At 71.8% G+C, this 24,728-nt stretch carries 24 protein-coding genes; 7 read left to right on the forward strand and 17 right to left on the reverse strand.

The window, feature by feature from the left end; translation table 11 throughout:
- Positions 1–152 precede the first annotated feature (152 nt).
- The 8 genes from OHS18_RS26915 to OHS18_RS26950 are packed head-to-tail and all read right to left on the reverse strand — an operon-like array spanning position 153 to position 7,877.
- Entirely contained in the window at positions 153–602 is a 450-nt protein-coding gene (locus tag OHS18_RS26915; protein WP_328612811.1) for a DUF1772 domain-containing protein, read from the reverse strand.
- Entirely contained in the window at positions 599–1,477 is an 879-nt protein-coding gene (locus tag OHS18_RS26920; protein ID WP_328612812.1) for an NAD(P)-dependent oxidoreductase, read from the reverse strand. The genes OHS18_RS26915 and OHS18_RS26920 overlap by 4 nt, the downstream gene beginning before the upstream one ends.
- A gap of 3 nt (positions 1,478–1,480) precedes the next feature.
- Complete coding sequence (locus OHS18_RS26925; RefSeq protein ID WP_328447970.1) at positions 1,481–1,861, reverse strand: SchA/CurD-like domain-containing protein; 381 nt, start codon at positions 1,859–1,861, stop codon at positions 1,481–1,483.
- Complete coding sequence (locus OHS18_RS26930; protein WP_328612813.1) at positions 1,861–3,363, reverse strand: peptide MFS transporter; 1,503 nt, start codon at positions 3,361–3,363, stop codon at positions 1,861–1,863. The genes OHS18_RS26925 and OHS18_RS26930 overlap by 1 nt, the downstream gene beginning before the upstream one ends.
- Complete coding sequence (locus tag OHS18_RS26935; protein ID WP_328612814.1) at positions 3,360–4,982, reverse strand: FAD-dependent monooxygenase; 1,623 nt, start codon at positions 4,980–4,982, stop codon at positions 3,360–3,362. The genes OHS18_RS26930 and OHS18_RS26935 overlap by 4 nt, the downstream gene beginning before the upstream one ends.
- Before the next feature lie 26 nt (positions 4,983–5,008).
- Positions 5,009–5,866: an LLM class flavin-dependent oxidoreductase gene (locus OHS18_RS26940; RefSeq protein ID WP_328612815.1), complete on the reverse strand. Its 858-nt coding sequence runs from the start codon at positions 5,864–5,866 to the stop codon at positions 5,009–5,011.
- Positions 5,867–5,895: 29 nt separating this feature from the next.
- Complete coding sequence (locus OHS18_RS26945; RefSeq protein WP_328612816.1) at positions 5,896–7,140, reverse strand: FAD-dependent oxidoreductase; 1,245 nt, start codon at positions 7,138–7,140, stop codon at positions 5,896–5,898.
- Complete coding sequence (locus OHS18_RS26950; RefSeq protein WP_328447961.1) at positions 7,140–7,877, reverse strand: SDR family NAD(P)-dependent oxidoreductase; 738 nt, start codon at positions 7,875–7,877, stop codon at positions 7,140–7,142. The genes OHS18_RS26945 and OHS18_RS26950 overlap by 1 nt, the downstream gene beginning before the upstream one ends.
- A 188-nt stretch (positions 7,878–8,065) precedes the next feature.
- On the opposite strand from OHS18_RS26950, the gene OHS18_RS26955 reads away from it, so the two are divergent.
- Positions 8,066–9,076, forward strand: a complete 1,011-nt coding sequence (locus OHS18_RS26955; protein WP_328447960.1) for a methyltransferase — start codon at positions 8,066–8,068, stop codon at positions 9,074–9,076.
- Positions 9,077–9,389: 313 nt separating this feature from the next.
- On the opposite strand, the gene OHS18_RS26960 is transcribed toward OHS18_RS26955, so the two are convergent.
- From OHS18_RS26960 to OHS18_RS26975, 4 genes are read right to left on the reverse strand one after another with little or no spacing between them, the layout of a single operon-like run.
- Complete coding sequence (locus OHS18_RS26960) at positions 9,390–9,755, reverse strand: SchA/CurD-like domain-containing protein (RefSeq protein ID WP_328447958.1); 366 nt, start codon at positions 9,753–9,755, stop codon at positions 9,390–9,392.
- The gene (locus OHS18_RS26965; protein WP_328447956.1) at positions 9,755–10,795 is read right to left on the reverse strand and encodes a methyltransferase; all 1,041 of its coding nucleotides are present in this window, start codon (positions 10,793–10,795) and stop codon (positions 9,755–9,757) included. The genes OHS18_RS26960 and OHS18_RS26965 overlap by 1 nt, the downstream gene beginning before the upstream one ends.
- Before the next feature lie 40 nt (positions 10,796–10,835).
- Entirely contained in the window at positions 10,836–12,038 is a 1,203-nt protein-coding gene (locus tag OHS18_RS26970) for a cytochrome P450 (RefSeq protein WP_328612817.1), read from the reverse strand.
- Positions 12,039–12,061: 23 nt separating this feature from the next.
- Complete coding sequence (locus OHS18_RS26975; RefSeq protein WP_328612818.1) at positions 12,062–13,225, reverse strand: nucleotide disphospho-sugar-binding domain-containing protein; 1,164 nt, start codon at positions 13,223–13,225, stop codon at positions 12,062–12,064.
- Between the two features lie 140 nt (positions 13,226–13,365).
- Here OHS18_RS26975 and OHS18_RS26980 point away from each other — a divergent pair, with 140 nt between their 5' ends.
- From OHS18_RS26980 to OHS18_RS26995, 4 genes are all read left to right on the forward strand, one after another.
- Positions 13,366–14,049: an SDR family NAD(P)-dependent oxidoreductase gene (locus tag OHS18_RS26980; protein WP_328447950.1), complete on the forward strand. Its 684-nt coding sequence runs from the start codon at positions 13,366–13,368 to the stop codon at positions 14,047–14,049.
- 74 nt (positions 14,050–14,123) lie between these two features.
- A complete protein-coding gene (locus OHS18_RS26985) occupies positions 14,124–14,459 on the forward strand; it encodes a TcmI family type II polyketide cyclase (RefSeq protein ID WP_326944861.1) in 336 nt (111 codons plus the stop codon).
- The gene (locus OHS18_RS26990; protein ID WP_328447946.1) at positions 14,456–14,893 is read left to right on the forward strand and encodes a cupin domain-containing protein; all 438 of its coding nucleotides are present in this window, start codon (positions 14,456–14,458) and stop codon (positions 14,891–14,893) included. Before OHS18_RS26985 ends, OHS18_RS26990 begins: the two co-directional genes overlap by 4 nt.
- On the forward strand, positions 14,890–16,158 hold the full coding sequence (locus OHS18_RS26995; RefSeq protein WP_328612819.1) for a beta-ketoacyl-[acyl-carrier-protein] synthase family protein: 1,269 nt from the start codon (positions 14,890–14,892) through the stop codon (positions 16,156–16,158). The genes OHS18_RS26990 and OHS18_RS26995 overlap by 4 nt, the downstream gene beginning before the upstream one ends.
- A gap of 97 nt (positions 16,159–16,255) precedes the next feature.
- On the opposite strand, the gene OHS18_RS27000 is transcribed toward OHS18_RS26995, so the two are convergent.
- A complete protein-coding gene (locus tag OHS18_RS27000; RefSeq protein WP_328447942.1) occupies positions 16,256–16,891 on the reverse strand; it encodes a TetR/AcrR family transcriptional regulator in 636 nt (211 codons plus the stop codon).
- A 761-nt stretch (positions 16,892–17,652) separates the two neighbouring features.
- On the opposite strand from OHS18_RS27000, the gene OHS18_RS27005 reads away from it, so the two are divergent.
- The gene (locus OHS18_RS27005; protein ID WP_328612820.1) at positions 17,653–19,590 is read left to right on the forward strand and encodes an AfsR/SARP family transcriptional regulator; all 1,938 of its coding nucleotides are present in this window, start codon (positions 17,653–17,655) and stop codon (positions 19,588–19,590) included.
- A 166-nt stretch (positions 19,591–19,756) separates the two neighbouring features.
- Here the strand turns inward: OHS18_RS27005 and OHS18_RS27010 are convergent, their stop codons facing one another.
- Both OHS18_RS27010 and OHS18_RS27015 read right to left on the reverse strand, forming a co-directional pair.
- A complete protein-coding gene (locus OHS18_RS27010) occupies positions 19,757–20,887 on the reverse strand; it encodes an FAD-dependent oxidoreductase (RefSeq protein ID WP_328612821.1) in 1,131 nt (376 codons plus the stop codon).
- A complete protein-coding gene (locus OHS18_RS27015) occupies positions 20,884–22,467 on the reverse strand; it encodes a hypothetical protein (protein WP_328612822.1) in 1,584 nt (527 codons plus the stop codon). The genes OHS18_RS27010 and OHS18_RS27015 overlap by 4 nt, the downstream gene beginning before the upstream one ends.
- A 194-nt stretch (positions 22,468–22,661) precedes the next feature.
- Between OHS18_RS27015 and OHS18_RS27020 the strand changes: the two genes are divergently transcribed.
- The gene (locus OHS18_RS27020) at positions 22,662–23,705 is read left to right on the forward strand and encodes an aminotransferase class I/II-fold pyridoxal phosphate-dependent enzyme (protein WP_328447934.1); all 1,044 of its coding nucleotides are present in this window, start codon (positions 22,662–22,664) and stop codon (positions 23,703–23,705) included.
- Between the two features lie 94 nt (positions 23,706–23,799).
- Here OHS18_RS27020 and OHS18_RS27025 read toward each other — a convergent pair whose 3' ends face one another.
- On the reverse strand, positions 23,800–24,495 hold the full coding sequence (locus tag OHS18_RS27025) for a FadR/GntR family transcriptional regulator (RefSeq protein WP_328447932.1): 696 nt from the start codon (positions 24,493–24,495) through the stop codon (positions 23,800–23,802).
- Positions 24,492–24,710, reverse strand: a complete 219-nt coding sequence (locus OHS18_RS27030) for a hypothetical protein (RefSeq protein WP_328612823.1) — start codon at positions 24,708–24,710, stop codon at positions 24,492–24,494. Before OHS18_RS27030 ends, OHS18_RS27025 begins: the two co-directional genes overlap by 4 nt.
- Positions 24,711–24,728: the final 18 nt, after the last annotated feature.

Here is a 24,728-nt window from a genome sequence, read left to right on the forward strand (position 1 = left end):
AAACGGTTTCCTGCTCACGTGATCCAGAATGCGGACCACCCCTACAACCCACCTAGGACGGCACTCGAAGCTCCGCGGCCTGCCGCAGCTTGTCGTGAGTGTTTAGGGCGGTTAGAACCGCCCTAAACACTCACGACAACTTGCACCGAGCGTCAGGCCGGCACCAGCGCGACGGCGTTCACCACGACCGCGACCAGCGCCAACGCCGTCCGCAGCAGGTGGAAGCGCCGCCAGAGCGGACGCGGGTCGCGCCAATCAGCCGGAATGCGTTCCGGGTCGAGGGATTTCACGACACGGTTTATCGGCACGTTGCAGAAGTGCGAGACGATCGAAACCGCCAGCAACAGCACCGCGGCCACCGCGAACAACCCGTTCCCGGAACCGGCCGTGAACACCAGCACGACGTCGATCACCGTGGAGGAAAGCACGATGATCGGCATCGTCGGGTCCCAGCGCTTGCCGATCAGCTGGTGGGCGTAGACGTACCGGTCGGCCGGCATCGTGATCAAGGCGGGCAGCACGCTCAGCGCCACCGCGAACAGCACCCCGGCCACGACCCCGCTGCCGGCCAGCACCGCGACGGACAGCAGCCACGTGATCATGGCCGGACAGCCGCCCGGGACAGCTCGACGACCGCGGCCGCGTCGTCGTCACCGCGGCCCGCGTCGAGCAGTTCCTCGAACCGCTCGGCCGCGCGGGACGTCAGCGGCAGTGCCGTGCCGTGCCGTTCCGCCTCGGCCGTCGCGAGCCGGAGGTCCTTGTGCATCAACGTCGTCCGGAACGCGGCCGGGTGGTAGGAGCGGCGCCGCATGAAGTCCGCGCGGAACGCCAGCACCGGCGAACGCCAGCCGCTGTTGTCGAACGCGTCCAGCAGCAGGTCGCGTTCCATGCCCATCGACTCGGCGAGCGCGACCGCCTCGGCCAGGCCGGCCGTCTGCACGCCGAGCAGCAGGTTGAACGCCAGCTTCAGCACACCGGCGCTGCCCGGCCCGCCGAGGTAGCGGACGTCCTGGCCGAGCGCGGCGAGCACGCCGGACACGTCGTCCGCCCACGCGCGTTCCCCGGCCACGAACACCCGCAGCTCGCCGGTCGCGGCCATCTTCGGGTTCCCGATCACGCACGCCTCGACCCGCCGCACGCCGAGCGCGGCGAGCCGGTCCGTCGTCTCCCGCGCGAAGGCGGGCGAGACGGTGGATGTGTCCACAATGGTCAGTCCGGGTCGCAGCTGCGTCGCGAGGTCGTCGAACACGACCTGCGTGACGGCGGCTTCGTCGGCCAGGCTGAGCAGCACCACGTCCGTGTCCGCCGCGGTCTCCGCCGGGGACGCGGCGATCCGCGCCCCCGCCTCCGCGAGCGGGGCGGCCTTGGCCGCGGTCCGGTTGTAGGCGGTGACCTCGAACCCGGCGGCGAGCAGGGCCCGGGCCATGCCCCCGCCCATCATCCCGAGGCCGATCACGCCGATGCGTGCCAGTGTCATGGCTCAGCTCCCCGCCGGGTGGGTCGCCACGGACAGCTGGGAGACGCAGCGCATGGTCGCGTTGCGGAAGTACTCGGCGAACCCGGCCGCACTGTCGGTCTCGCGCTGCTCGGCGAGGTACGGCGCGAGCTCGTGCTCGACCGTGTGCACCCCGCTCTGGGCCGCCATGTGCTTGCCGACGGCCGCGAAGTCGCCTTCGAAGTGGATGAACCGCACGACGATGTCGTCCTTGACGAACACGGCCGTGCCGAGCAGCCGGCCCGCCGCGTCGCCGTCGGCACCGCGGAAGTCCGGGGTGTCGACCCGCTTGAACCGCGCGAAGACGTCGGCGATCTCGTCCTCGAACCCGGGCTTGACCCGGTAGGTGATGGCCGCGTACGGCATTACACGTGTCCTTTCTGGACTCCGGCGACTTCGGCGACGTCGCTCGCGAGCGCGTTGCCGAGCGTGCGGCGGGACAGCAGGAAGACGACGCCGATGAGGGCGGCCACCCCGCCGAGGGAGGCGTAGTAGACGGGCTCGCTCATGGCCGTGCTGAGCCGCACCAGCAAACTGCCTAGCCCGCCGCCGAGGGCGGCGAACAGCCACAGCATCCCGATGACACGGCCGATGAACTCCGGCCCGAGCACGTCGGCGGCCGACGAGATCGCGACCGCCGCGATGATCACCTCACCGGCGGCGTGCAGCAGGTAGACCAGCGCGAGCCACAGCAGTGACACCTGCTGACCGTCTTCGGCGAGCGACGAGCCGACGCACATCACGAGGAACCCGGTGCCCACCATCACCAGGCCGAAGCCGAGCTTGACGCCGACGCCGTCGACCGCGGGCAGCACCTTGGCGACCACCGGGGCGAGCACCAGGATGAACGCCGGTGTCGCCGCCTGCAGCCAGCTGGCCGGGATGCCCAGGCCGAACACCGTCAGGTCGGTGTGGTCCCGCGCGAACAGCGTCAGCAGCGACGCCGAGTGCGCGATGATGATCCAGAACAACGTGGCCCCGAGGCACACCGCGAGGTAACCGCGCAGCCGGCGCCGGCGTCCCGCGGTGAGCGCCGGGTTCCGGTACAGCGTCACGTACCCCACGACCGGGAGCGCGATGCTGAGCACACTCGCGATCATGATCGCCGTGGTCGCGGACAGCCGGCCGGTCACGGCCAGCAGCGCGACGAGCACCACGGCGAGCCCGAGCACCAGGCCCGCCCCGCGCAGGGCCCGGCGCCGCTCGGCCGGCGTGGCCGGCCGGCGCGCGCGCATCCCGGTGCCGCCGAACTGCCCGGCCGAGAAGGCCAGCAGCACCGCCGTCACCAGGACGGCCGCCGAAGCGACCGAGAACCCGAGGTGCCAGCTGATCTTCTCGCCGAGGTAGCCGGTGATCAGCGGCGCGGCGAGCGCCGAGACCTGGACCCCGACGTACATCAGCGAGATGCCGGACTCGCGGCCACGGCGGCCGTCGAACATCAGGTTGATCAGCGCCTGGTGGTTCGGCTTGAACAGCCCGCCACCCGCGGCGAGCAGGATCAGGCCGGCCGTGGTGGCCCAGCCGGTCGGCGCGGCCAGCGCCAGGTACCCGGCGCCGCTGAGCACGCAGCCGCACAGCAGCCCGCGCCACTGCCCGAGCAGCCGGTCGCCGATCCAGCCGCCGGGCAGCGAAAGCAGGAACATCACGCTGATCCAGGCGCCGAACAACGCCGCCGCGTCGGCCGTGCGCAGGCCGAGGCCGCCCCGCTCCACCGGCGCGGCGGCATACAGCACGAGGATCGCCTGCATGCCGTAGAACCCGAAGCGCTCCAACGTGTCCGTGACGAACAGCGTCGTGTACCAACGCGGCATCCGTCTCAACGAGACAGTGCCGTCGAGCGCGACCCGGTCGATCTCCGGCGCGCTCACGCCACGCCCTCGGGCGGCAGGCCGCTGGCGCGGGTCAGCACGTCGGCGAGCACGGTGTCCTGGTCGGCGACCTTGCCGGCCGAGCGCCACGCGACGAACGCGTCCGGCCGCACGAGCACCGCGCCGTCCGCCGAGACGCCGTACGCCTTCGCCCAGTCGCGGTCGACGGCGGTGATCTCGCCACCGTCGATCACCTGGACCTCCAGCGGCAGGCCCGTCTGCTTGGCGACCCGCTCGGCGGCCTCGGCCCAGCCGTTGCCGCGGGAGCCGGTGAGCAGCACGAACTTGTCCCAGAACAGGTCGATTGTGGACAGTCGCTGGCCGCCCCGCTCCAGCCAGACGTGCGGGGCCCGCGTGCCGGGCTCGCCGGCCAGCTCCAGGCCCGGGCTGAGCGTCGGCGCGTCCGCCTGACCGCCGGTGATCGCCTCGGAGTGGTAGCGGTACCCGAGGGTGATGATGACGTCGTCCACAAGGGACGCCCGGGTCTCTTCGTCGGCGTAGCCGTGGCGGATCCGGTTGCGCACCATGGCCTGGCGGGCCATCGCGCCGCCGACGCCGCGGCGCTCGGCGTCGTAGCTGTCGAGCAGCGGGTCACCGGCCGTCCCGGCCAGCACGGCGGCGATCTTCCACGCCAGGTTGTGCGCGTCGTGGATGCCGGTGTTGGCCCCGAACCCGCCGGCCGGCGGGTGCACGTGCGCCGCGTCACCGGCGAGGAAGACGCGGCCGCGGCGGAACGTGTCGGCCACCAGCTGCGCACCCTGCCAGGGCACCTTCGCGACGATCTCGACGTCCATGTCCGGCACGCCGGCGGCCGTGCGCACGATTTCGACGCACCGTTCGTCCGGGTAATCGGCGGGCGTCTCGCCCTTCTCCGGGTAGTAGAGCGGCGCGGCCAGCCACGGGTCGGCGCCGTGCAGCCGCGACAGGCCCATCAGCGTGCCGGGCGCCGCGGTGGCGTAACACAGGATGAACTTGCGGTCCTTGAGCACCGACGTCAGCTGCGGCGCGCGGAAGTACACGCTCAGCGCGTTGAACACGGTCCCGATGCCGCTGCGCTCGACGCCGAGCGCGGCGCGGATCTTGCTGTTCGCGCCGTCCCCGGCGACCAGGTAGTCGGCCCGGACGGTGCTCTCCTCGCCGGTGGCGAGGTCCTTGATGTTCGCGGTGACGCCGTCTTCGTCCTGGGTGAACGACGTCAGCCGCGTGCCGAACCGGATGTCCGCACCCGCGCCGCGGGCCAGGTCGGCCAGCACCCGCTCGTAGCGGTCCTGGCCGCAGCCCATCACGCGCTCCGGGCTGACGGTCGGGCCGTCCAGCGACGGCGACTCCAGCACCTCGGCGTCGTCGATCTCGGCGAACGTGCGGACCTGGATGATGCCGCCCTCGAAGTACGGGTGGGAGTCGCCGACCTCGAGGGCCCGGATCTCCTGGTTCACCCCGGCGGCGCGGAAGAGTTCCATGGTCCGGGCCTGCAGCCCGGGCGCCCGCGGCAGCGTGGACGTGCCGTCCCGCTGCTCCACCAGCAGCGGCGCGACCCCGTGGCGGGCCAGGAACAGCGCGGTCGAGATGCCGACCGGGCCGGCGCCCACGACGAGCACCGGCACTCGGATGTCAGTCATGCGTTTTCCTTTGCTCGCGGCCGGGGTTACAGGCAGACCTTGGCCAGCTCGTCGAGCTGGTCGACGTCGGCCGTGCAGGGGAAGAGCAGGAGTTCGTCGCACCCGGCGGCGGCGTAGGCGTCGATCGTCTCGCGCAGCCGGGTCTCGTCGGAGATGACGCCGTTCGCCAGGAACTGCGCCTTCTCGCCCATGTAGGAGTAGTAGTCGAGCAGGTAGCGGCCGCCGGCCGCCTTGCGCTCCTCGCCGAGGGCGACGTAGGTGAGCGCGCCCATCTTCGGCGTGTCGGCGCGGCCCGCCGCGACGAACGCGGTGCGGACCTGGTCGGCCTGCTGCGGGTAGCGCGAAACCGGGCCACCGCCGGACACCCAGCCGATGCCGTGCTCGGCGGCGCGGCGCACGAACGCGGGCCCGTTGCCGCCGGCCCAGATCGGGACGGCCGCGCCGTTCGACGGCTTGGGGCCGATGCCGGGCACCGGCCCGCGGCCCGCCCAGACCTCCTTCAGCTCGTCGAGCAGCTGGTCCAGCCACTTGCCGCGGGTGTGGAAGTCGACGCCGGTGGCGAGGAAGTCGTCCTCGCGCCCGCCGGCGGCGACGCCGACCACCAGCCGCCCGCCGGAGAGCCGGTCGATGCTCGCCAGCTGTTTGGCCAGCAGCGCCGCGCTCGGCCAGTAGCCGGCCAGCAGGATGGTCGGGGCCAGGGTGATCCGGCTGGTGGCGGCGGCCGCCGCGGCCAGCGCCACCGTGGCGTCGTAGCTGTCGTACACCAGCCGGTCGAGCACGGCCAGCGTGCTGAACCCGAGCTCGTCCGCGCGGGCGGCGAACTCGATCAGCTGCCGGCCGTCCGTACCGGGGATGGTGTTGGGCAGGCCCACTCCGATGTCCATAACTCCTCCTGTCTTTTCGGCCGGCCGAGTCAGCCGGCCACGCGCGCCGGGAGCACCGACTCGTCGAAGTCGATCCGCTTGAGCGACCACTTCGCGACCTGCAGCGACATCGCGACGGCGTCCGTGGCGTAGCCGAGCATTTCCGTCTGGTACCGCTCGGAAGCCAGCGCCACCGGCTGCTCGCCGCGGTCGGCGGCGAGCAGTTCTCGGGTGAGGGTCGCGGCGTCGCGCAGCGCCGTGTTCGCGCCGACACCACCGGACGGCGGCATCGCGTGGACGGCGTCGCCGAGCGGGATGAGCGGGCCGGGTTCCCACAGCTCGATCGGCGCGGTCGCGCGGACGGCCACCGGGAACGTCTCCTCGACGTCGGCGAACTCCATGATCGCCCGCAGGTGCGGGTGCCAGCCGGTGGTGCGGGCCTTCGCGAACTCCCACAGCTGCGCGCCGCTCATCGCGAGGAACTGCTCGTCCGGCATCCCGGTCGCGGTGCGGTGCATGGAGAACACCGACATGAAGTAGTCGTCGCACGGTTCGAAGGCGAGCTCCGGCCACAGCCGCGCGGACGCCGTCGCCGGCTCGGTCCGGAAGACCATCGGCATCAGGCCGAGCTTGTGCTCGTCCGAGCCGATCACCCAGGTGAACCGGTCCTGCAGGATCTCCGGCAGCTCCGCGCGCAGCCGCTCGGTCATCGGGATCCGGCCGAAGATCGTCCGGACGCCGAGGTCGCGCGGCTCGGGAAAGCCCTGTGCTCGCCGGATCACCGAGTTCGCGCCGTCCGCGGCGACGAGCACGTCCCCGGTGTCGACGCTGCCGTCCGCGAACTGCACGGCGACCGTGCCGTCGGGCTGGACCTCGTGGTGGGTGTAGCGCTTTCCGAAGTGGACGGCGCCGGTGAGCCCGGCCAGCAGCACCTTCCGCAGCGTCACGCGGTCGACGGCGTCGACCTTGTCCACCTGATCGGCGCGCGGGTCGCTCATCTCGGGAGTCCACTGTGGAACGAGGTGCTCGTCGTAGTTCGCCATGCCGAAGCCGTAGCGGCTGTTCGCGGTCGCGGTCAGCAGCGCCTGGACGCGCTCGGGCAGGCACTCCCGCAGCGCGCGTTCGCCGTCCGGGCTGATGTGCAGCCGGTAGCCCTGGTTGCGGCCGCGGATCGAGTCGTCACGTTCGTGCACGGAGACGTCGATGCCGGCCTTGCGCAGGCCCTGGGCCAGGCACAGGCCGCCGACCCCGCCGCCGACGACGACCACCCGCAGCCCACGGCGCGCGGTGGCCATCAGACCCCGCCGTCGACGTTGAGGGTGACGCCGCTGATGTAGCTCGCCGTGTCACCGGCGAGGAACAGCACGGCGCCGGCGACGTCCTCGGGCTGGCAGATCCGGCCCAGCGCCGTCATCCCGACGATCCGTTCGACGGCGTGCGGCGGCAGGCCCGCGCCCGGCTCGGTCTCGGTGAGACCGGGGGCGACGGTGTTGACGCGGATGCCGCGCGGGCCGAGCTCCTTGCACAGACCGCGGGTGAAACCGATCAGGGCCGCCTTCGACGCCGTGTAGTGCACGCCGTTGACCCGGCCGCGCAGCGCCACCGAGGACCCGACGTTGATCACCGAAGCGCCGTCGGTCAGCAGGTCCAGCACGGCCTGCGTGACGAGGTAGGCCGACGTCACGTTGTGGTCGATGAGCCGGTCCCACTCGGCGTCGTCGATCTCCCCGAACGGGACGCCGCCGTCGACACCGACGTTGTTGACGACGACGTCGAGCCCGCCCCAGTCGGCGCGCACGGACTCCGCCAGCGCCGCGACGTCCGCGCGGCTCGTCACGTCCGCCTGCACCAGGCGGTGGTGCTCGCCGAGCGCCTTCAGCTCCCGCGCCAGGCTTTCCGCCGCCTCGTCACCGGTCCGGTGGCCGGCGACCACCCAGGCCCCGGCCCGGGCGAAGGCGAGCGCCGTGGCCCGTCCGATCCCCTTGGTGCCACCGGTCACCAGTACCCGTTTGCCACGCAGTCCTTGCTCCACCGGACGCCACCCTTTCCGTGTTGACTTGGCGGTGAGCCTGGCAAGGGGCGCTGAACCGGAACTCGAACCCGGGTGGAGCCCGCCGCTTCCAAGCCGGTTCGAGTTGCGCTCCACCCGCCGGTGGAACGGTGACGACAGATCCGGCCCGGTCAGTGGCCGTGCGAACTGTCGAGAAGGGAAGTCGGCACATGACGAGTACCGCACCGGATGTCAGCACCCCGGCGGGAATCATCAGGCTCTGCAACGCTTTCTGTGACGCGAAGGCGTTGCTCACCGCGGTGGAACTCGACCTGTTCACCAAGCTGCACTCGGGTTCGGCGACCGAAGAGCAGCTCCGGAAGAGCCTGGCGCTGCACGGCCGCGGCCTCGGCGACTTCCTGAACCTGCTGGTGGCCCTGGGCCTGCTGGAGAAGGACGGCGACCGGTACCGCAACGCCGCCGGCGCCGACCGCTACCTGGTGACGCACCTCCCGACGTACGTCGGCGGTTTCATGCACCGCGCCAACAACAACCTGTACCCGGCGTGGGGCCTGCTCACCGAGGCGCTCAAGACCGGGAAGCCGCAGGCCGAGGGCGACTTCGAGCAGGTCATCGCGAACCCGAAGGTGCTGGGCCAGTTCATCCGGATGATGGACGCGCTCACGCAGGTGCTCGGCCCGCAGCTGGTCGAGGCGTTCGAGTGGTCGGAGTTCAAGACCATGCTCGACATCGGCGGCTGCCGCGGCAACATGGCGAGCCAGATCGTCAAGGCGAACCCGGACCTCTACGGGCACGTCTTCGACCTGCCCCCGATGAAGCCGTTCTTCACCGAGCACATGGCGACCCTCGGCCTGACCGACCGGCTGGAGTTCCACGGCGGCAACGTCTTCCACGACGACCTGCCGTCGGCCGACCTGGTGGTGCTGGGCCACATCCTGCACGACTTCGACCGCGACCACCGCAAGCGCATCCTGCAGAAGGCCGCCGCGTCGGTCAACCCCGGCGGCACGCTGCTGGTGTACGACCGCATGCTGGACGAGGACCCGCGGCACGTCGAGAACCTGGTGATCAGCATCGACATGCTCCTGGTCAGCGACGGCGGCTCGGAGTACCCGGCGTCGGAGATCCGCGAGCACGCGGCGGAGGTCGGCTTCACGGACTTCTCGGCGAAGCCCCTGGGCGACTACGACACCCTGGTCGTCCTCCGCCGCCCCGCCTGACCCACCCCCCAAGGTCCGTGAAGGCCTCCTTACCGGCCATAAGAGCCGGTAAGGAGGCCTTCACGGCTTTTCGCTACCCCCGGAGGAGGCCGGCCGCGGGGTGAGCCGACCCTCCAGGTACGCGAGCCGACTCCCCAGGTACGCGAGCCGACCCTCCAAGCGCGCGAGCCGACCCTCCGGGGCCGGGCAGGGTCCGTGATCGAAGGGGTCGACTCGCGTGATCAGAGGGTCGACACGAAAAACGGGCCGGGATCCGAAGATCCCGGCCCGTTCTCGTGTCGGCAGGTGCGGCTGGTGCGGCTGGTGCGGCAGGTCAGGCGGGTACCGGGCTCCGGGGTACCGCGAACTGCGTGACGCACCGCAGCATGCTGCTCCGGAACGTCCGGACGAACCCTTCCACCGTGCCGGTGTCGCGCGGGTTGTTCAGGTACGGCGCCAGCTTGCGCTCCACCTCCCGCACCCCCGGCTGGTTCGCCATGAAGCGGGCCACGGCGTCCAGGTCGCCTTCGTACTCGATGAACCGCACGAGCGTCGCGTCGCGGATGAAGACCGCCGTCGCCAGGATCCGGGCACCGTCCGGCAGGACGCTCGACCTCGGGCGCTGGAAGTCCGCGAACACCGACGCGACGTCGTCCTCGCAGCCGCTCTTGATGTCGTAGGTGATCGCCACGTACGGCATCAGCGGGCCTTCCGGCAGACGACGGCCGTCTCGAGGCCGTCGAACAGCGGGACCGTCGTCGTCGACTCGAAACCGGCGTCCGAGGCGTACTTGCGGCAGTCCGCGATCGTGTACTCCGAGCCGCCCGGGGTGACGACCAGCAGGTTCAGGCAGCCCAGCAGGCCGGTCTTGTTGACGCGCCGGTCGTCGTCGATCATCCGGTCGTAGATCACCACGATGCCGCCGGGGTTGACGGCCTCGTACGCCTTGCGCACCAGCGTCGCGCGCTCTTCGTCGTTCCAGTCGTGCAGGATGTGCCCGAAGATCAGCACGTCCGCCGGCGCGATCGGCTCGGTGAAGAAGTCGCCGACGACGAACCCGACGCGGCCCGTGGTGCCCTTGGCCGCCATGTGCTCGTGGAACAGCTCGGCGATCTCCGGCCGGTCGAACACGACGCCGTCGAGGTGCGGCTGGGCCTTCACCAGCGACGCGGACAGGTTGCCGCGCGCGCCGCCGACGTCGACGAACGTCTTGTGCTCGGCCCAGTTGATGCCGTCGGCCAGCTCGGTCGCGATGTGTGTGGTCCACGCGTCCATCGCGGCGATGAACGAGCGCCGCTCTTCCATGTCTTCGTACAGCCGCTCGAAGTAGTCCGCGGTGTCCCAGCCGATGAACGGCTTGCCCGAACGGAGGCTCTCAGTCAGCCCTCCCCAGGCGCGGAACAGGTGCTTGCTGGCCTGCCGCATCCAGCCACCGAGGAAGGTTTCCTTGTGCTCGTCGAGGAAATACCCGGTCGTGGCGGTGTTGCGGTAGAGCCCGTCCTCGCGCTCCAGCAGGTCGAGCGAGACCAGCGCGTCGAGGAAGTCCCGCGACGAGCGCGGGTGCAGGTCCAGCTTCCCCCGCAGCTGCTCCTCGGTCGCCGACCCGGCGCCCAGTTCGGTGAACAGCCCGATCTCGACGGCGGTCAGCAGCGTCTTGGCGGCCCAGAACGACGTCCCGAGCTCGATCAGCGGCCGGGCGTTGATCGCGGAGACCGTGCCCTGGTCAGCGGTCGTGGTCATGAATGGTGGTCCTTCCCTTGCGTGGTGTGCTCAACGGGGGTCACCACTGCAGCGGCAGGGTGTCCGGTCGGGTGAACGCGCGGTTCGCGCTCCACTCGAGTTCGGCTGGGGGGACGGCGATGCGGAACTCGCCGAAGTGCTCGAGCAGCCGGTCCAACGCGACCGTCAGCTCGACCCGGCCCAGGTGGGCGCCGAGGCAGTGGTGGATGCCGTGGCCGAAGGCGAGGTGCGGGTTGTGCGTGCGGGTGAGGTCGACCTCTTCGGCACCGGGGAAAACGCTTTCGTCGCGGTTCGCGGAGTTGATGCACGGCAGCACCGCGTCGCCCGCCTTGACCGTGACGCCGCCGATCTCCATGTCCTCCAAGGCGATCCGGATCGGCCCGACGCCGCCGCCGGCCTGCGAGTACCGCAGGAGTTCGTCGACGGCGGCGGGCAGCTCGCCGCGGTGCTCGACGAGCCGCCGCACCGCGCCCGGCTGCTCGGTCAGCGTGAGCACGCCGTGCGCGATCTCGGACGTCGTCGCGTGGTAGCCGGCCATCAGCATGGTCTCGGCGAACGCGAGCAGCTCCTCGGTGCTGAGCGAGTCGTCCTCGTCGCGCGCGGTGATCAGCACGGCGAGCAGGTCGTCGGCCGGGTTCTTCTGCTTGGCCTCGATGAGGTCGTTGAGGTACTGCCGCAGCTTCCCGGCGGCCTCGCCGACCTGCCCGGACGACCGGTGCCCGACGCTCAGCATCACGTCGGTCCAGCCGCGGAACAGGTCGTGGTCGTCCTGCGGGACGCCGAGCATCTCGCAGATGACGGTGATCGGCAGCGGCTGCGCGAGGTGCTCGATGAGGTCGGCACCGGGGCCGGCCTCGACCATCCCGGCCACCATCTCCTCGGCCAGCTCCTCGACGCGCGGGCGCAGGTTCTCGACCTGCCGCGTGGTGAAGACGCGGCCGACGAGCTTGCGCAGCCGGGTGTGCTCGGGCGGGTCCATCACGAAGATCGACTTGGACCCGGCCGCGACCGGCAGCAGCCGGGGCGCGTCCGGGCGTGTGATCGCCTCGCGGCTGAACCGCGCGTCGGCCAGCACCTTGCGGACGTCGGCGTGCTTGGTGACGAGCCAGACGGCGTGGCCGTTGGGCAGCGTCGCCTTCGCGACCGGCTCCTCGGCGCGCAACCGCGCGTACTCCTCGGGCGGCAGCAGCGGATGCCTGCTGGTGAAGGGAAACCGCAGTGTGTCGACGGCTTCTTGGGTCATCGGCGTCTCCTATGGACAGTCCACTACGGACGGTTGAGGACCGGGCCGGTCAGGGTTTCCAGCGCGGTGGCGACGTTCGACGGTGACGGCTGCTCGCGCATCTCCGCCGCGACCTCCCGGGCCGCCGTCCGTTGGGGAGCGTCGGCGGCGACCAGCCGCGCGATGTGGCCGTGCAGGACCTCGGCCGTCGCGTCGGCGACGCTCACCACGACACCGGCGCCGCGCGCCCCGGCCCGCGCCGAATGCCCGGCGTGGTCGGGCAGCTGCGGCACCAGCAGCACCGGGACGCCTTCGTGCAGCGACGTCAGCAGGCTGCTCGCGCCGCCGTGCCCGACCAGCAGGTCGCAGCCGGCCAGGATCGGTTGCAGGGGCTGGTCGACGAGCACGCGGACGTGGTCCGGCAACGGCCCGAGCAGCGGACGCTGCGCCGACGACACCGCGAGCACGACGTCGACGTCGAGACCGGCGGTCGCGGCGACCACGCGGTCGACGAGGAACCGGCGCGGGTCGACCTTCGCGATCGTGTGGCCCCAGCTGACGCAGACCCGCGGCCGGTCGCGGCCGACGCGGAACCCGCGCGGCGCCTTGGCGGGGCCGTTGACCGGGACGTACCGCACGGGCAGCCGCCGCTGCTCACCCGGCACCTGCATGCTCGCCGGGACCGGGTCGATCGTCGCGGCGCCCGCGGCGTCGAAGGGCAGGCCGCCGAACCGGGCGGCCAGCGGCGCGAACGCCTCGGCGAGCACGCCGCTCACCCGCGAAAGCAGGTCGGCGCCGTAGAGGTGACGCACGGCGGGAACCCCGGCGGCCGCGGCGGCGAGCGGGCCGGCCAGCGCCGTCGGGTCGTAGACGACGAGGTCGGCGCGCCAGTCCCGGACCAGCTCGGCCAGATCGTCCACCATGGACTCGGCGTGGTCGAGCAACAACCGCACCGCACGGGGTTTGCCGCCCTTCGCCGGCGACGCGGCCCCGGGCACGGTCGGCAGCAGGTACTCCCGCACGATCCCCGCGGTGTCGACGTCGGCACCGACCCGCGCGGCGCGCAGCCCGGTCCGCCGGATCTCCCCGGCCAGCCCCGGCTGGCTGGCGAACAGCACCTCGTGGCCGGCCGCCCGGCACGCCCAGGCCAGCGGCGCCAGTGCGTACAGGTGCGTCGGCCAGGCCCACGTCGTGAACACCACCCGCATGTCCGAACCTCCTCGGCTGTCTCGCCGACGACCGTGGCACCGCGTTCTGAAGCCTGACTCGAACGACCGGCACCCCAGCGCGGATCGAGCAGCGGCCGCGACCATCGCGGCGGACCGGACCACAACCAGCGGAGGAACCCGTGGCCGCACAACGCACCGCCCTGATCACCGGCGCCAACCGGGGGCTCGGCCAGGCCGTCGCCGCCGAACTGGCCGGCCGGGGGCTCGACGTCATCATGACCGCGCGGGACTTCGACGCCGCCGCGAAAGCCGCCGCCGAGATCGGCACGGCCGCGCGGCCGTACGCACTCGACGTCACCGATCCCGCGAGCGTCGCGCGGGCCGCCGCCGAGCTGACCGAGGTGGACGTCCTGGTATGCAACGCCGGCGTCCTGCTCGACGGCGGCCACGACCCGCTGACCGTGCCGCTCGACCTCGTCGAGCAAACGCTTTCGGTGAACGTCCTCGGCGGCTGGCGCACCGCGCAGGCGTTCGTGCCCGCGATGGTGCGCCGCGGCTGGGGCCGCGTCGTGTTCCTCTCCAGCGCCACCGGGTCGTTCGAGCTGGGCCTGTGGCTGGGCGCGCCGGCGTACTCGCTGTCGAAGACGGCGGTGAACGGCCTGACCACCATGCTGGCGCGGCAGGTCGAGGGCACCGGCGTGCTGGTCAACGCCGTCAACCCCGGCCAGGTCCGCACGCGCATGGTGCCGGCCGCGCAGCGGAGTCCCGAAGACGCCGCCGTCGACATCGCCGACGTCGCGACCTTGCCGGACGACGGCCCGACGGGCGCGTTCCTGCGCTCGGGCAACCGGATTCCGTGGTGAATTCGAGCCGGGCTACACCGGTGCCCCGGAGCATGGATTCATCCAGTGCCCCAACGTTGCCAGGAGGCGAGAACGTGCACCGCACCCTGATCGTCGCGAAGCTCAAGACCGACTCACCCGAACGGATCGCGGACGTCTTCGCCGAGTCCGACGCCACCGACCTGCCCCGCATGGTCGGCGTCTCGCGGCGGACGCTCTTCAATTTCCACGACCTGTACTTCCACCTCGTCGAGGCGGACCAGGACATCAACCCCAGCCTGTACAAGGCGCGCGGCACCGAGCTGTACAGCGACATCAACACCAAGCTCGCCGAGCTCGTCTCGCCGTACGACCCCGGCTGGAAGGAACCGAAGGACGCGATGGCGTCCCCGTTCTACGTCTGGACTCCCGAGGAAGGCCGCGTTCGATGACCACAGTGGACTCGGGGAACAAGGTGAAGGTCAACGTCTCCGAAGCGGCCCCGAACCAGCGCCGCGGCGGCGACATCCGGGTGACGCTCAGCCCGAAGACGGTCGGCTCGACGTCCGGCTTCGGCGGGTTCCTCATCCTCGGCGCCGGCGAGCACGTCACCGAGCACTACCACCCGTACTCCGAGGAGTTCCTGCACGTCGTCGAGGGCGAGCTGGAGATGACGCTCGACGGCGTCCCGGTGCGGCTCGGCCCGGGTGACTCGCTGATGGTCCCGATCGGCGTGCGGCACCGGCTGGTCAACGTCGGCGACGTCGAGGCGCGGGGTGTGTTCCACCTGTCGCCGCTGGCACCGCGGCCGGAACTGGGCCACGTCGACACCGAACAACCGCAGCGCCCGGACGCCCCGAACCCGGCGGTCGGGGGTGCTTCGTGACCCGGAGCGTCTCCATCACCGGCATCGGTGTGGTGGCGCCCGGCGGGGTCGGCCGGGAACCGTTCTGGGCACTGCTGAGCGCCGGGCGCACCGCGACCCGCCGGATCAGCCTGTTCGACGCCACCGGTTTCCGCTCGAAGATCGCGGCCGAGGTCGACTTCGACCCGAAGGCCGCGGGGCTGTCCCTCCAGCAGATCCGGCGGATGGACCGGGCCGCGCAGTTCGCCACCGTGTGCACCCGGGAGGCGGTGGCCGACAGCGGCCTCGACCTCACCGGCCTGAACCCGGGCCGGATCGCGGTCAGCATCGGCAGCGCCGTCGGCTGCACGATGGGCCTGGAGGAGGAGTACGCCGTGCTCGCCGACGAGGGCAAGCACTGGCTGGTCGACCACACCTACGGCGTCCCGCACCTCTACGGCTACATGGTGCCGAGCACGCTCGCCGTCGAGGTCGCCTGGGAAGTGGCGGCCGAAGGCCCGACGGCGCTGGTGTCGACGGGCTGCACGTCCGGGCTCGACGCGGTCGGCCACGGCGTGGCGCTGATCGAGGAGGGCTCGGCGGACGTCGTGCTCGCCGGCGCCACGGACGCGCCGCTGTCGCCGATCACCTCGGCGTGCTTCGACGCGATCCGCGCGACGTCGGCGAACAACGACGACGCCGAGCACGCGTCGAGGCCGTTCGACGCGCGGCGCGACGGGTTCGTGCTGGGTGAGGGGTCCGCGGTGCTGGTGCTCGAGGAGACGTCGGCCGCGCTGCGGCGCGGGGCTCGCGAGTACGCGCGGATCGTCGGGTTCGCGGGGCGCAGCAACGCCTTCCACATGACCGGGCTCAAGCCGGACGGGCGCGAGATGGCGGAGGCGATCCGGGTCGCGCTCGACCACGCCCGGCTGGCGCCCGCGGACGTCGACTACATCAACGCCCACGGCTCGGGGACCAAGCAGAACGACCGCCACGAGACGGCGGCGTTCAAGCGCAGCCTCGGGCAGCGGGCGTACGAGGTCCCGGTCAGCTCCATCAAGTCGATGATCGGGCACTCGCTCGGCGCGATCGGCTCGCTGGAGGTGGCGGCGTGCGCCCTGGCGCTCGACCGCCAGGTGGTCCCGCCGACGGCGAACCTGCACGAGGCGGACCCGGAGTGCGACCTGGACTACGTCCCGCTGACGGCCCGGGAACACGAGATGGACGTCGTTCTCACGGTCGGCAGCGGCTTCGGCGGCTTCCAGAGCGCGATGGTCCTGGCCCGCCCGGGAGCGGCCGGCGCCTGAGGGAGGAAAGGAGCGGTGGTGCGGGCTCGCGGCGCCACCGCTCTTTCCCGTGCCCGGGTGCAGCTGTGAAGGAAAGCCGCCTTTTCCGGTTACGACGTCACGATTTTTCCGGATTCAGGTATTCGATCAAGCGCGCGAGCTGGTCGGCGTACTGCTTGACGAACTCCGGCGACTCCGGGTTCTGCTGCGCCACGCCCTCGATGACGTGCGGGAGGGTCACCGGCGCCATCGCCGCGGCCATCAGCATCACCGTCAGGCAGGCGGGGTCGACCCATTCGGGCAGCTGCCCGGCCTTCTGCAGCTCGGCCACCTGGTCCACCGTGCCGCCCAGCCGGGCCGAGCGCGGCGCGTGGTCCGGGTCGGTGTCCGGGCCGCCGTACTCCAGGCCCGACCACGCCAGCAGGCGCATCCCGTCCCGGGACGTCAGGACCTCCAGGACGTAGCGGCGCAGCTGCTCGGACAGCGGGGTGCCGGGTGCCACCAGCTCGCTCTCACGCTGGCCCCAGCCCTCCGACATCGCCTGGTACAGGCCTTCCTTGCCGTCGAAGTAGTAGGAGATGAGCTGCTGGTTCACGCCGGCGCGCGACGCGATCGCGGCGATCCGCGCGCCCGCGTAGCCGTGCGCCGCGAACTCCGCGACGGCCGCTTCCAGGATCAACCGGCGCGTGCGGTCGGGATCCCGCTGCCGCTCCTGCGGCTTCGGCGAACGGCGGGGCTTCGACGACGCGGTCACACCGGCGACTATACATGCGCCCAACCACCTCAACCGGCTGATCGACTTAATGAAACAGACGGTTGACACAGTGAGGCAAGTCCCTGACTATGGTGAGGGACACACCGCCACACCGCCCACCCGGCACGGGAGCAACCGCTCACGGCCGGCCGTGGACCACGGAAGACAGCGCTTTCTCGCGTCCTCGTGAACCGTACGAGGACGCCGGTGAACGGCTCCGGAATTGCGCCTCCGCAATCCCGGGAAACGAGTCGAGCGACCGCTCCGCGACCATTCCGCGTCGAGCGACAATCGCGTCCTCGAATCTTTTACGACCCCTTCTTCAATGCGCGCGCGTGCGCCGCCGTCGTCGTGGGAAAATCTTCTCCGCAGGCTGGGTGAAATCCGTGGCTGCTCGCACGGCGAAGTCGTACACCTCGCTCAAGACCCACGTCACCGCAGGTCAGAACGGCGCGGGCCGATCAGGTGAATTTCGCCGAAGGTATTGCATCCTGATCACCCCTTCTGTCGTGCGCTCTTCGACCAGAAAGTGACCGCCGGTCACTAGAATGCACCTGGAGCTACGAAAACCTTGCACGATAGGCTGACATTCCCAAGGCGGCGTCAGCGCTCTGCTAATGCTCGTCCAGCGGACCCGGCCATGGTGGGCAGAAGCCCGCACCCGACTGGTTCTTACCCGGTTATGGGTGCGGGCAAACCTGGGGACTGGGGAGCGGCGTAATCCGACGGGGAGCGGACCACGCCGCATCGATACTTGGAGGATGCAGATGTTGTGCGTCAAGGTTCTCGGCCCGCTGGAGGTCGTACGCGACGGGGTGCCGATCACGCCGTCCGCGCCGAAGCTCCAGCGCGTGTTCAGCCTGCTCGCCGTGTCCGCTAACCACATCGTCCGGACCGAACAGCTCATCGAAGAACTCTGGGAGGAGAACCCGCCGACCAGCGTCAAGACGACCCTGCAGACCTACGTCTACCAGCTGCGGAAGCTGCTGGAGCTGGACGCGGCGCAGCGGCCGTCGGCGCGCGTCCGCCGGGACGACGGGCAGCCCGTGCTGCTCACCCTCTCCGGCGGTTACATGCTCGCGGTGGACCGCGACGCCCTGGACTCGAGCCACTTCGAGCGCCAGGCGACGCAGGGCTGGACCGAGCTCGACTCCGGGGACGCCGAGGCGGCGTTCCACACCCTGGACGGCGCGCTGCGGCTCTGGCGCGGCTCCGCGCTCGTCGACCTCAACCCGGGCCCGGTGCTGCAGGCCGAGGTCCTGCGGCTCGACGAGATGCGCAAGAACGCCCTTGAGCACCGCATCGACGCCGCGCTGCAGCTCGGCCGGCACCAGGAGGTGCTGGGCGAGCTCACCCGGCTGGCGGCGCAGCAGCCGACGCACGAAGGTTTCCAGGCCAAGCTGATGCTGGCGCTCTACCGCTCCGGCCGGCGCTCCGAGGCGCTGGGTGTCTACCAACGGACCCGGTCGGCCCTGGCCGACGAGCTGGGCCTCGACCCGGGCGCGGAGCTGCAGCGCGTCCACCGCGCGGTGCTGGCCGCGAACGGCAGCCTCGACGCCGTCCCGGCCCAGGTCCGGCGGCAGGTGGCGCGGCCGGAGCCGCCGCGTCAGCTGCCACCCGCCGGGCCGGGCCTGGTCGGCCGGGACACCGAGCTGCACACGATCGTCACCGCCGTCACGGCACCGGAGCGGCGGGGCCCGGCGGTCGTCACCGTCGACGGCCCGCCGGGATCGGGCAAGACGGCGCTGTGCGTGCACGCGGGCCACGACGTGCGGGAGAAGTTCCCCGACGGCCAGTTCCACGCGAGCCTGGCCGACGCCGCCGGGCAGCCGGTCGACCCCGGCACGGTGCTGGCCGGGTTCCTGCGCGCGATCGGCGTCCCGGGCGACCGGATCGCCGGCTCGGTCGCGGAACGCAGCACGCAGTTCCGCACCTGGACGGCCGACCGGCGGGTGCTGGTGGTGCTCGACGACGTGCTGGACGACCACCAACTCGCGCCGTTGCTGCCCGCGGGCCGCGAGTGCGCGGTCGTCGTCGCGAGCCGGATTCAGCTGTCGGATCCCGCGGTGACGACGGTGGTGAGCCTGAGCCCGCTGGGCGGCACCGACGGCGTCCGGATGTTGAGCGGCCTGATCGGCCCGGAGCGGCTCGCTCAGGACCCGGACGGCACCCGCGCGCTGGTCGCCCGCTGCGACGGCCTGCCGCTGGCCCTGCACGCGGCGGCGACCCGGCTGCGGCACCGCCCGCACTGGCCGGTGCGACGGGCCGCGGACTGGGCCGACACGGGTGCGGACGACCCGTTCGACCTGCGCTCGAGCGTGTCGCTCACCTACCGCGTCGCGACACCGGAGGTGCGCTGGGCGTTCCGCGCGCTGAGCACCTCCGACGCCGGGAGCCTGTCCCTGGCGGCCGCGTCGGCCGTGCTCGACCTCGACGGCTGCCTGGCGGAAACCCTGCTGGACGACCTGGTGAACCTGCACCTGCTGGAGTTCGAGCACGCGGCCGACCACACGGAGGAACACCACTACCGCATGCTGCCGACCTTCCGCGACATCGGCCGCCGGCTGCACCTGGAGGCGGAGCTGCTGGGCGCGGCCCGCACCGAGCCGCAGCCGGCCTTGGCCGTCACGACCGGCGACGCCTACCAGCCCCTGTGCCGCGAGGCCGGGCGGGTGGCCGTCGCGCCGAACCGGGGTTGACCCCCAGCCTCCCCGGTGAAAGAGGATCGCGCACCGCACCGCTACCCCCCGGTGCGGTGCGCGACCCGTTCTCGCGGCACGCCTCACCATCCCCGCGCGCCGCAGAGCCGTGAAGGCCCCCTTGAGGGACTCTGAGTCCCTCAAGGAGGCCTTCACGGACCTTTCTTCAGTACTCCCAGTCCAGGCGCATCGAGGCTTGGGCCATTCGGACCGACTCCGCGACGGCGGCCGTGCCGCGGCGGGTGACGTCCGCCTGGTAGCCCGCCAGTCCTTCGGCCAGCGAGCCCGGCATCGTCAGGACGCGGCACAACGCCGCCGCGTCCTGGGCCGCGACGTTCGCCCCGGCCCCGCCCGACAGCGGCATCGTGTGTGCCGCGTCGCCGAGCGGGACCACCGGGCCCTGGCCCCACGCCGGGCCCGGCGCCGTCGCCCGCAGGGCCAGCACGTGCGTCTCCGCCGGCTCCGCGTGCGCGAACACCCCGTGCAGGTCCGGGTGCCAGTCCGCGGTCCGGTTCAGCAGCACCTCCCGCAGGGCGGCCCCGGACAGCCCGAACAGGACGTCGTCGGTGATCCCGAGGTGCGACCGGTGCGTGTTGAACACCGCCGTGTAGTAGTCCTCGGCGTCGGTGCCCGGCCGGAACACCATGGGCAGCAACCCGAAACTGACACCGCCGGAGCTGACGACGGAGGTGAACCGGTCGTGCATGAACTCCGGCAGCCCGCCCTTGATCGCCTTCGCCATCGGGATCCGCGAGACGATCGCGCGGACGCCGAGGTCGCGGGGCTCGTCGCCGGGACGCCACGCGGCGCGCACCGCCGAGTCCGTCCCGTCCGCGGCGACCAGGACGTCACCGGCGTCGGACGTGCCGTCGCGGAAGTACGCGCGAACCCCGCCCTCGACCGTCAGCTCGTGGTGGCTGAACGACGAGCCGAACCGGACGACGTCGCCGAGGCCGGTGCGCAGCACCTCACGCAGCGTCCGGTGGTCGACGGCGTCGACGCGGTCGAGGTTCCCGTCGTCCTCGTCGTGGTGTTCCCACTGCTGCACCAGGTGTTCGTCGTAGGCCGCCATGCCCTTCGTGTAACGCATGGACGTCGCGACGAACCCCTCGCGCACGGCCGGCGGCAGGCACTCCCGGAACGCCCGCTCGCCGTCGGGCGTGATCCGCAGCCGGTGCCGCGGGGCCGGTGTCTCGTCGCGTTCGTGCACCACGACGTCGACGCCGGCCTGCCGCAACCCGTGCGCCAGGCAGAGCCCGCCGATCCCGGCCCCGACGACGAGGACCCGCCGGCTCATCGGACCGCGGGACCGGCGTACGCGCCGATGTTCGGGCGCACCGGCGGGACCGGGTAACCGAAGTAGTCCCGCACGCCCGGGTTGGCCGCACCCGCCGACAGCGCCGGCGAACCGCCGCGCAGCCGGTAGCCGGTGGCGTCCTGGCGGTCGGCCGCCAGGCCCGGCGCGGTGAACTTCGGGTCGGCGACGACGGCGTGCGCGTCCCCGGCCGGGACGGTCGTGACGTTCTGGTACAGGTTGTGGTCGTAGATCCCGTACGCGTCGCTGAACGCCGACCCGCCCGCGCGCCCGACGAAGATGTTGTCGGAGAACTCCAGCGGGTCGGTGGTGTAGTTCATCAGCAGCCGCTCGGCGTTCGGGGCGTAGATCGTGTTGCCGTACACCTGCACGCGCCCGGTCTCCAGGCAGATCACCGTGACGACGCCGACCGGGTCGGTGCCACCGTTGAAGTCCGGGTAGTAGCCGTTGGAGAAGTCGTTCTGGCTGATGTTGTAGCGGACCGTGGTGCGGTCCGTCGGCCGGCCGGCGTCGGCGCAGACCACCAGCATGCCGCCCTGGTTCTCGCGGCTGAGGTTGTGCTCGAACACCGTGTCGAGGTTCGCGTGCTCGGTCATGTACGCCGCCGAGGGCAGCGGGCCGGAGCCGTGGCCGTAGGAGACCTCGTTGTAGCGGAACACCGTGCCGTCGGCGTTGAACGCGCTGAGCGCGGCGGTGTAGGACGGCGCGCGCTCGGCCCAGCCGCGGAAGGTGTTGTACTCCACCACGGCGTTCGTCGCGTTGTAGACGCCGACCGCGTCCCCGCCGATGTCCTCGCCGTAGTTGTGGGCGATGCGCAGCCGGGTGATCGGGAAGTACGTGGTGCCGCGGCCGTCGGGGTACTGCGCGCGCTTCTCCCAGTCGGACGACGTCGCGATGCCCTGCCGGTCGACGTGCCGCAGCGTGTTGCCCTCGATGACGACGTCGTCGAAGCCGCTCGGCTTGGTCGTGCCGCCCGCCTTGAAGACGATCGCACCGCTGACGGTCGGGGTGTGCGGGTTGCGGCAGTCACAGCCGTTGACGTCGTGGACGTCGACGCCCGAAACGACGAGGTGGTGCGCGACGCCGAAGTCCTCGAGCTGGACGTAGACGCCGATGCGCAGCTCGGTCTCGCCCGGCGGCGGGCCCTGGTTGCTGAGATCGAGGTCGCGCACCTCCCAGCCCTCGACGTTGTGCAGCAGCACCGCGGCGAGCGCGCCGTGCGCGTCGATCTTCGGCTTGGCGCCCCAGCCGTAGGTGCCGGTGGTGATCGGCCGGCCGGCGGTGCCCGAGCCCTTCGGCGCGAACGTGCCGTCGCACGTCGTCCCGCGCTTGAACGTGATCCGGCTGCCGGGCGTGAACACGACGGAGTTCACCTTGGCCAGCGTCTTCCACGCCTGCCCGGCGCCGAGCCCGGACGCCGAGTCATGGCCGCCGGCGCAGTCGACGTAGTACTGGGTCCCCCGCGCGTGCGAAGTGTCGGCGAGTGCGGCCGGGGTGCTGAGCCCGACGACGGTCAGCACCCCGGAGACGAGGGCGAGTCTGCGAATCCACGCAGCGGTCATCGTGGGTCCTTCCTGGTTTCGGCGGGGGTTCTGCGAACCCCCGGATGGTCACCACGCGCACTCGTGCGCAACTCGCGACGACCTGGATTCCGTCCGCGTCAGCCCGGTTCGAGCCAGGTTGGACCGCTCCCTGGCACGGTCAGCGGACCCTGACGAGGCGGCACCGGACGTCCGCCACCAGAAGGCAGGAAGTGATGAAGAGTCTTTCCGACGACGCCATCCACAGGCAGGGCGGAGATCTCCGGGGCCTCGCCGGCGACACGTACCTGGACCTGGGCACCTGCGTGAACCGGTACGGGCCGCCGTCCGCGGTCCGCGTCGCGCTGCGGGAGCTGGACGTCCAGCGGCTGCGCGCCCACCCCTACGAAGCCGACTCGCTGTTCCGGGCCACCTACGCGAACTACCTCACGGTGGACCCCGAACTGCTGGTCTCCGGCCGCGGGATCACCGAGTTTATCCGGGTGCTGGCGCGGTTGCTGCCGGCGGACCGGATCGCCGTGGTCACCCCGGACTACACCGACAGCATCCGCTGGTTCACCAACCACCTGCCGCCCGCGAACGGCGGGATCGACACCGTCGCGACGCGGCTCGCGCGGGTCGCCGAGGGCATGGCGCGCTACGACTACGTCGTGCTGTCGAACCCGAACAACCCGCTGGGCCTGCACATCCCGCCCGGGGACCTGGCCGAGGTGTGCCGTGAGAACCCGGCCTCGACGCTGATCGTCGACGAGGCGTACGTCGACTTCCTCGGCGGCGGCACCCGGCGGTCGATGGCGTGGTCCGGACTGTCCAATGTGGTCGTCCTGTCGTCGCCGAACAAGCTCTTCGGCATCGCCGGCGCCCGCACCGGTGCCATGTGGACGGTCAACGAGGACCTGCGGGCGGCCGTCGCCGCCCAGCGGCTCAACTGGCCGTTGTCCTATGTGGACTCGGTGGTGGCGATCGCGGCGTTGCGGGAGACGGCCTGGGCCGAGCGCACCCGCGAGCGGCTGCTCGTCAACGCGGCGGCGATGGAGGCCCTGCTGGTCCGGCGTTATCCGGGCGTGGTCAAGGGCGCGCCGGTGCACTACCGGTTCGTCGCCTCCGAAGACCCGCAACGCGACTACGACGAGCTGGTCCGGGCGGGCGTGGTGGTACGCGTCTTCGGCGACGACCAGGCGGGCCGCGTCCCGGGCCTGCGCATCACCGCTCCGACGGACGACGAGTTCCCGCTGCTGGCCGCGGCTCTCGCCGGTTAGGACCCCGGGTGCCGGGGCGTGTCCACCACCGCCCCGGCACCCGTCTCACCCACCCGTCGTGAGTGTTCAGGGCGGTTAGAACCGCCCTAAACACTCACGACCGGGACGCGCGCAGCCGGGCCGCCGTCGCCTCGACGTGGGCCGCCATCGCCGCGCGGGCCGCGGGCGGGTCACCCGCCAGGATCGCGTCGAGGATCTTCGCGTGCTGGGCCTGCGAACGCTCCGGGTCCGGCGGGATCCCGTCGAGCCACCCGGCGAGCCGCATCCGGACGTCGGCGACCACGGTCGTCAGCGAACCGGACCCGGTGACCTCCGCGATCGCCAGGTGCAGCCGCGCGTCCCGGCGCCGGTGATCGGCCGGGCCGGCCACGACGTCGGCCGCGGCGAACGTCGTGACCAGGTGCCGCCGGTCCGCCGAACTCAGCCGCCGTCCCGCCGCCAGCTCGGCCGCGCCCGTCTCCACCACGTGCCGCAGGCGCAGGACGTCGTCCAGTTCGGCCGCGTCGAGCCGCCCGGTCCGCTGCGGCGCGGGCAGCCGTTCGACGACGAACGTGCCGCCGTAGCGGCCTCGCCGGGATTCGACGTACCCCTCGGAAGCGAGCGCCCGCAACGCTTCCCGCAGTGTCACGCGGCTGACGGCGAGCCGCTCGGCCAGCTCCCGTTCGGCCGGCAGCCGCGAGCCCGCGGCGACGACGCCGAGCCGCACCAGCTGCCGCAGCCGTTCGATCGTCTCCTCGACCGCCCGGCCCGCCCGCACCGGCCGGAACACGGCGTCGAGCTCGCCGGTCACGCCGGCACCGGACGGCACCGCAGCAGCACCGCCTCGCCGTCGGTGACGGCGAACTCCGCGGCCACCGGGACGGCCGGCCGCCGCGCGGCCGCTACCGAACCCCAACGCCGCAACACCTTCACCGGACACAGCAGCCATTCACGCACCTCTGACCGGCCCACCCGCAACACCGCACCCAACTCCCCGCTCACGACGGCACCGGACGGCAACGCCACCTCGCCCTGGATACCGCG

Origin of the sequence: Amycolatopsis sp. NBC_00355, from assembly GCF_036104975.1 — a bacterium.
GTDB lineage: Bacteria > Actinomycetota > Actinomycetes > Mycobacteriales > Pseudonocardiaceae > Amycolatopsis.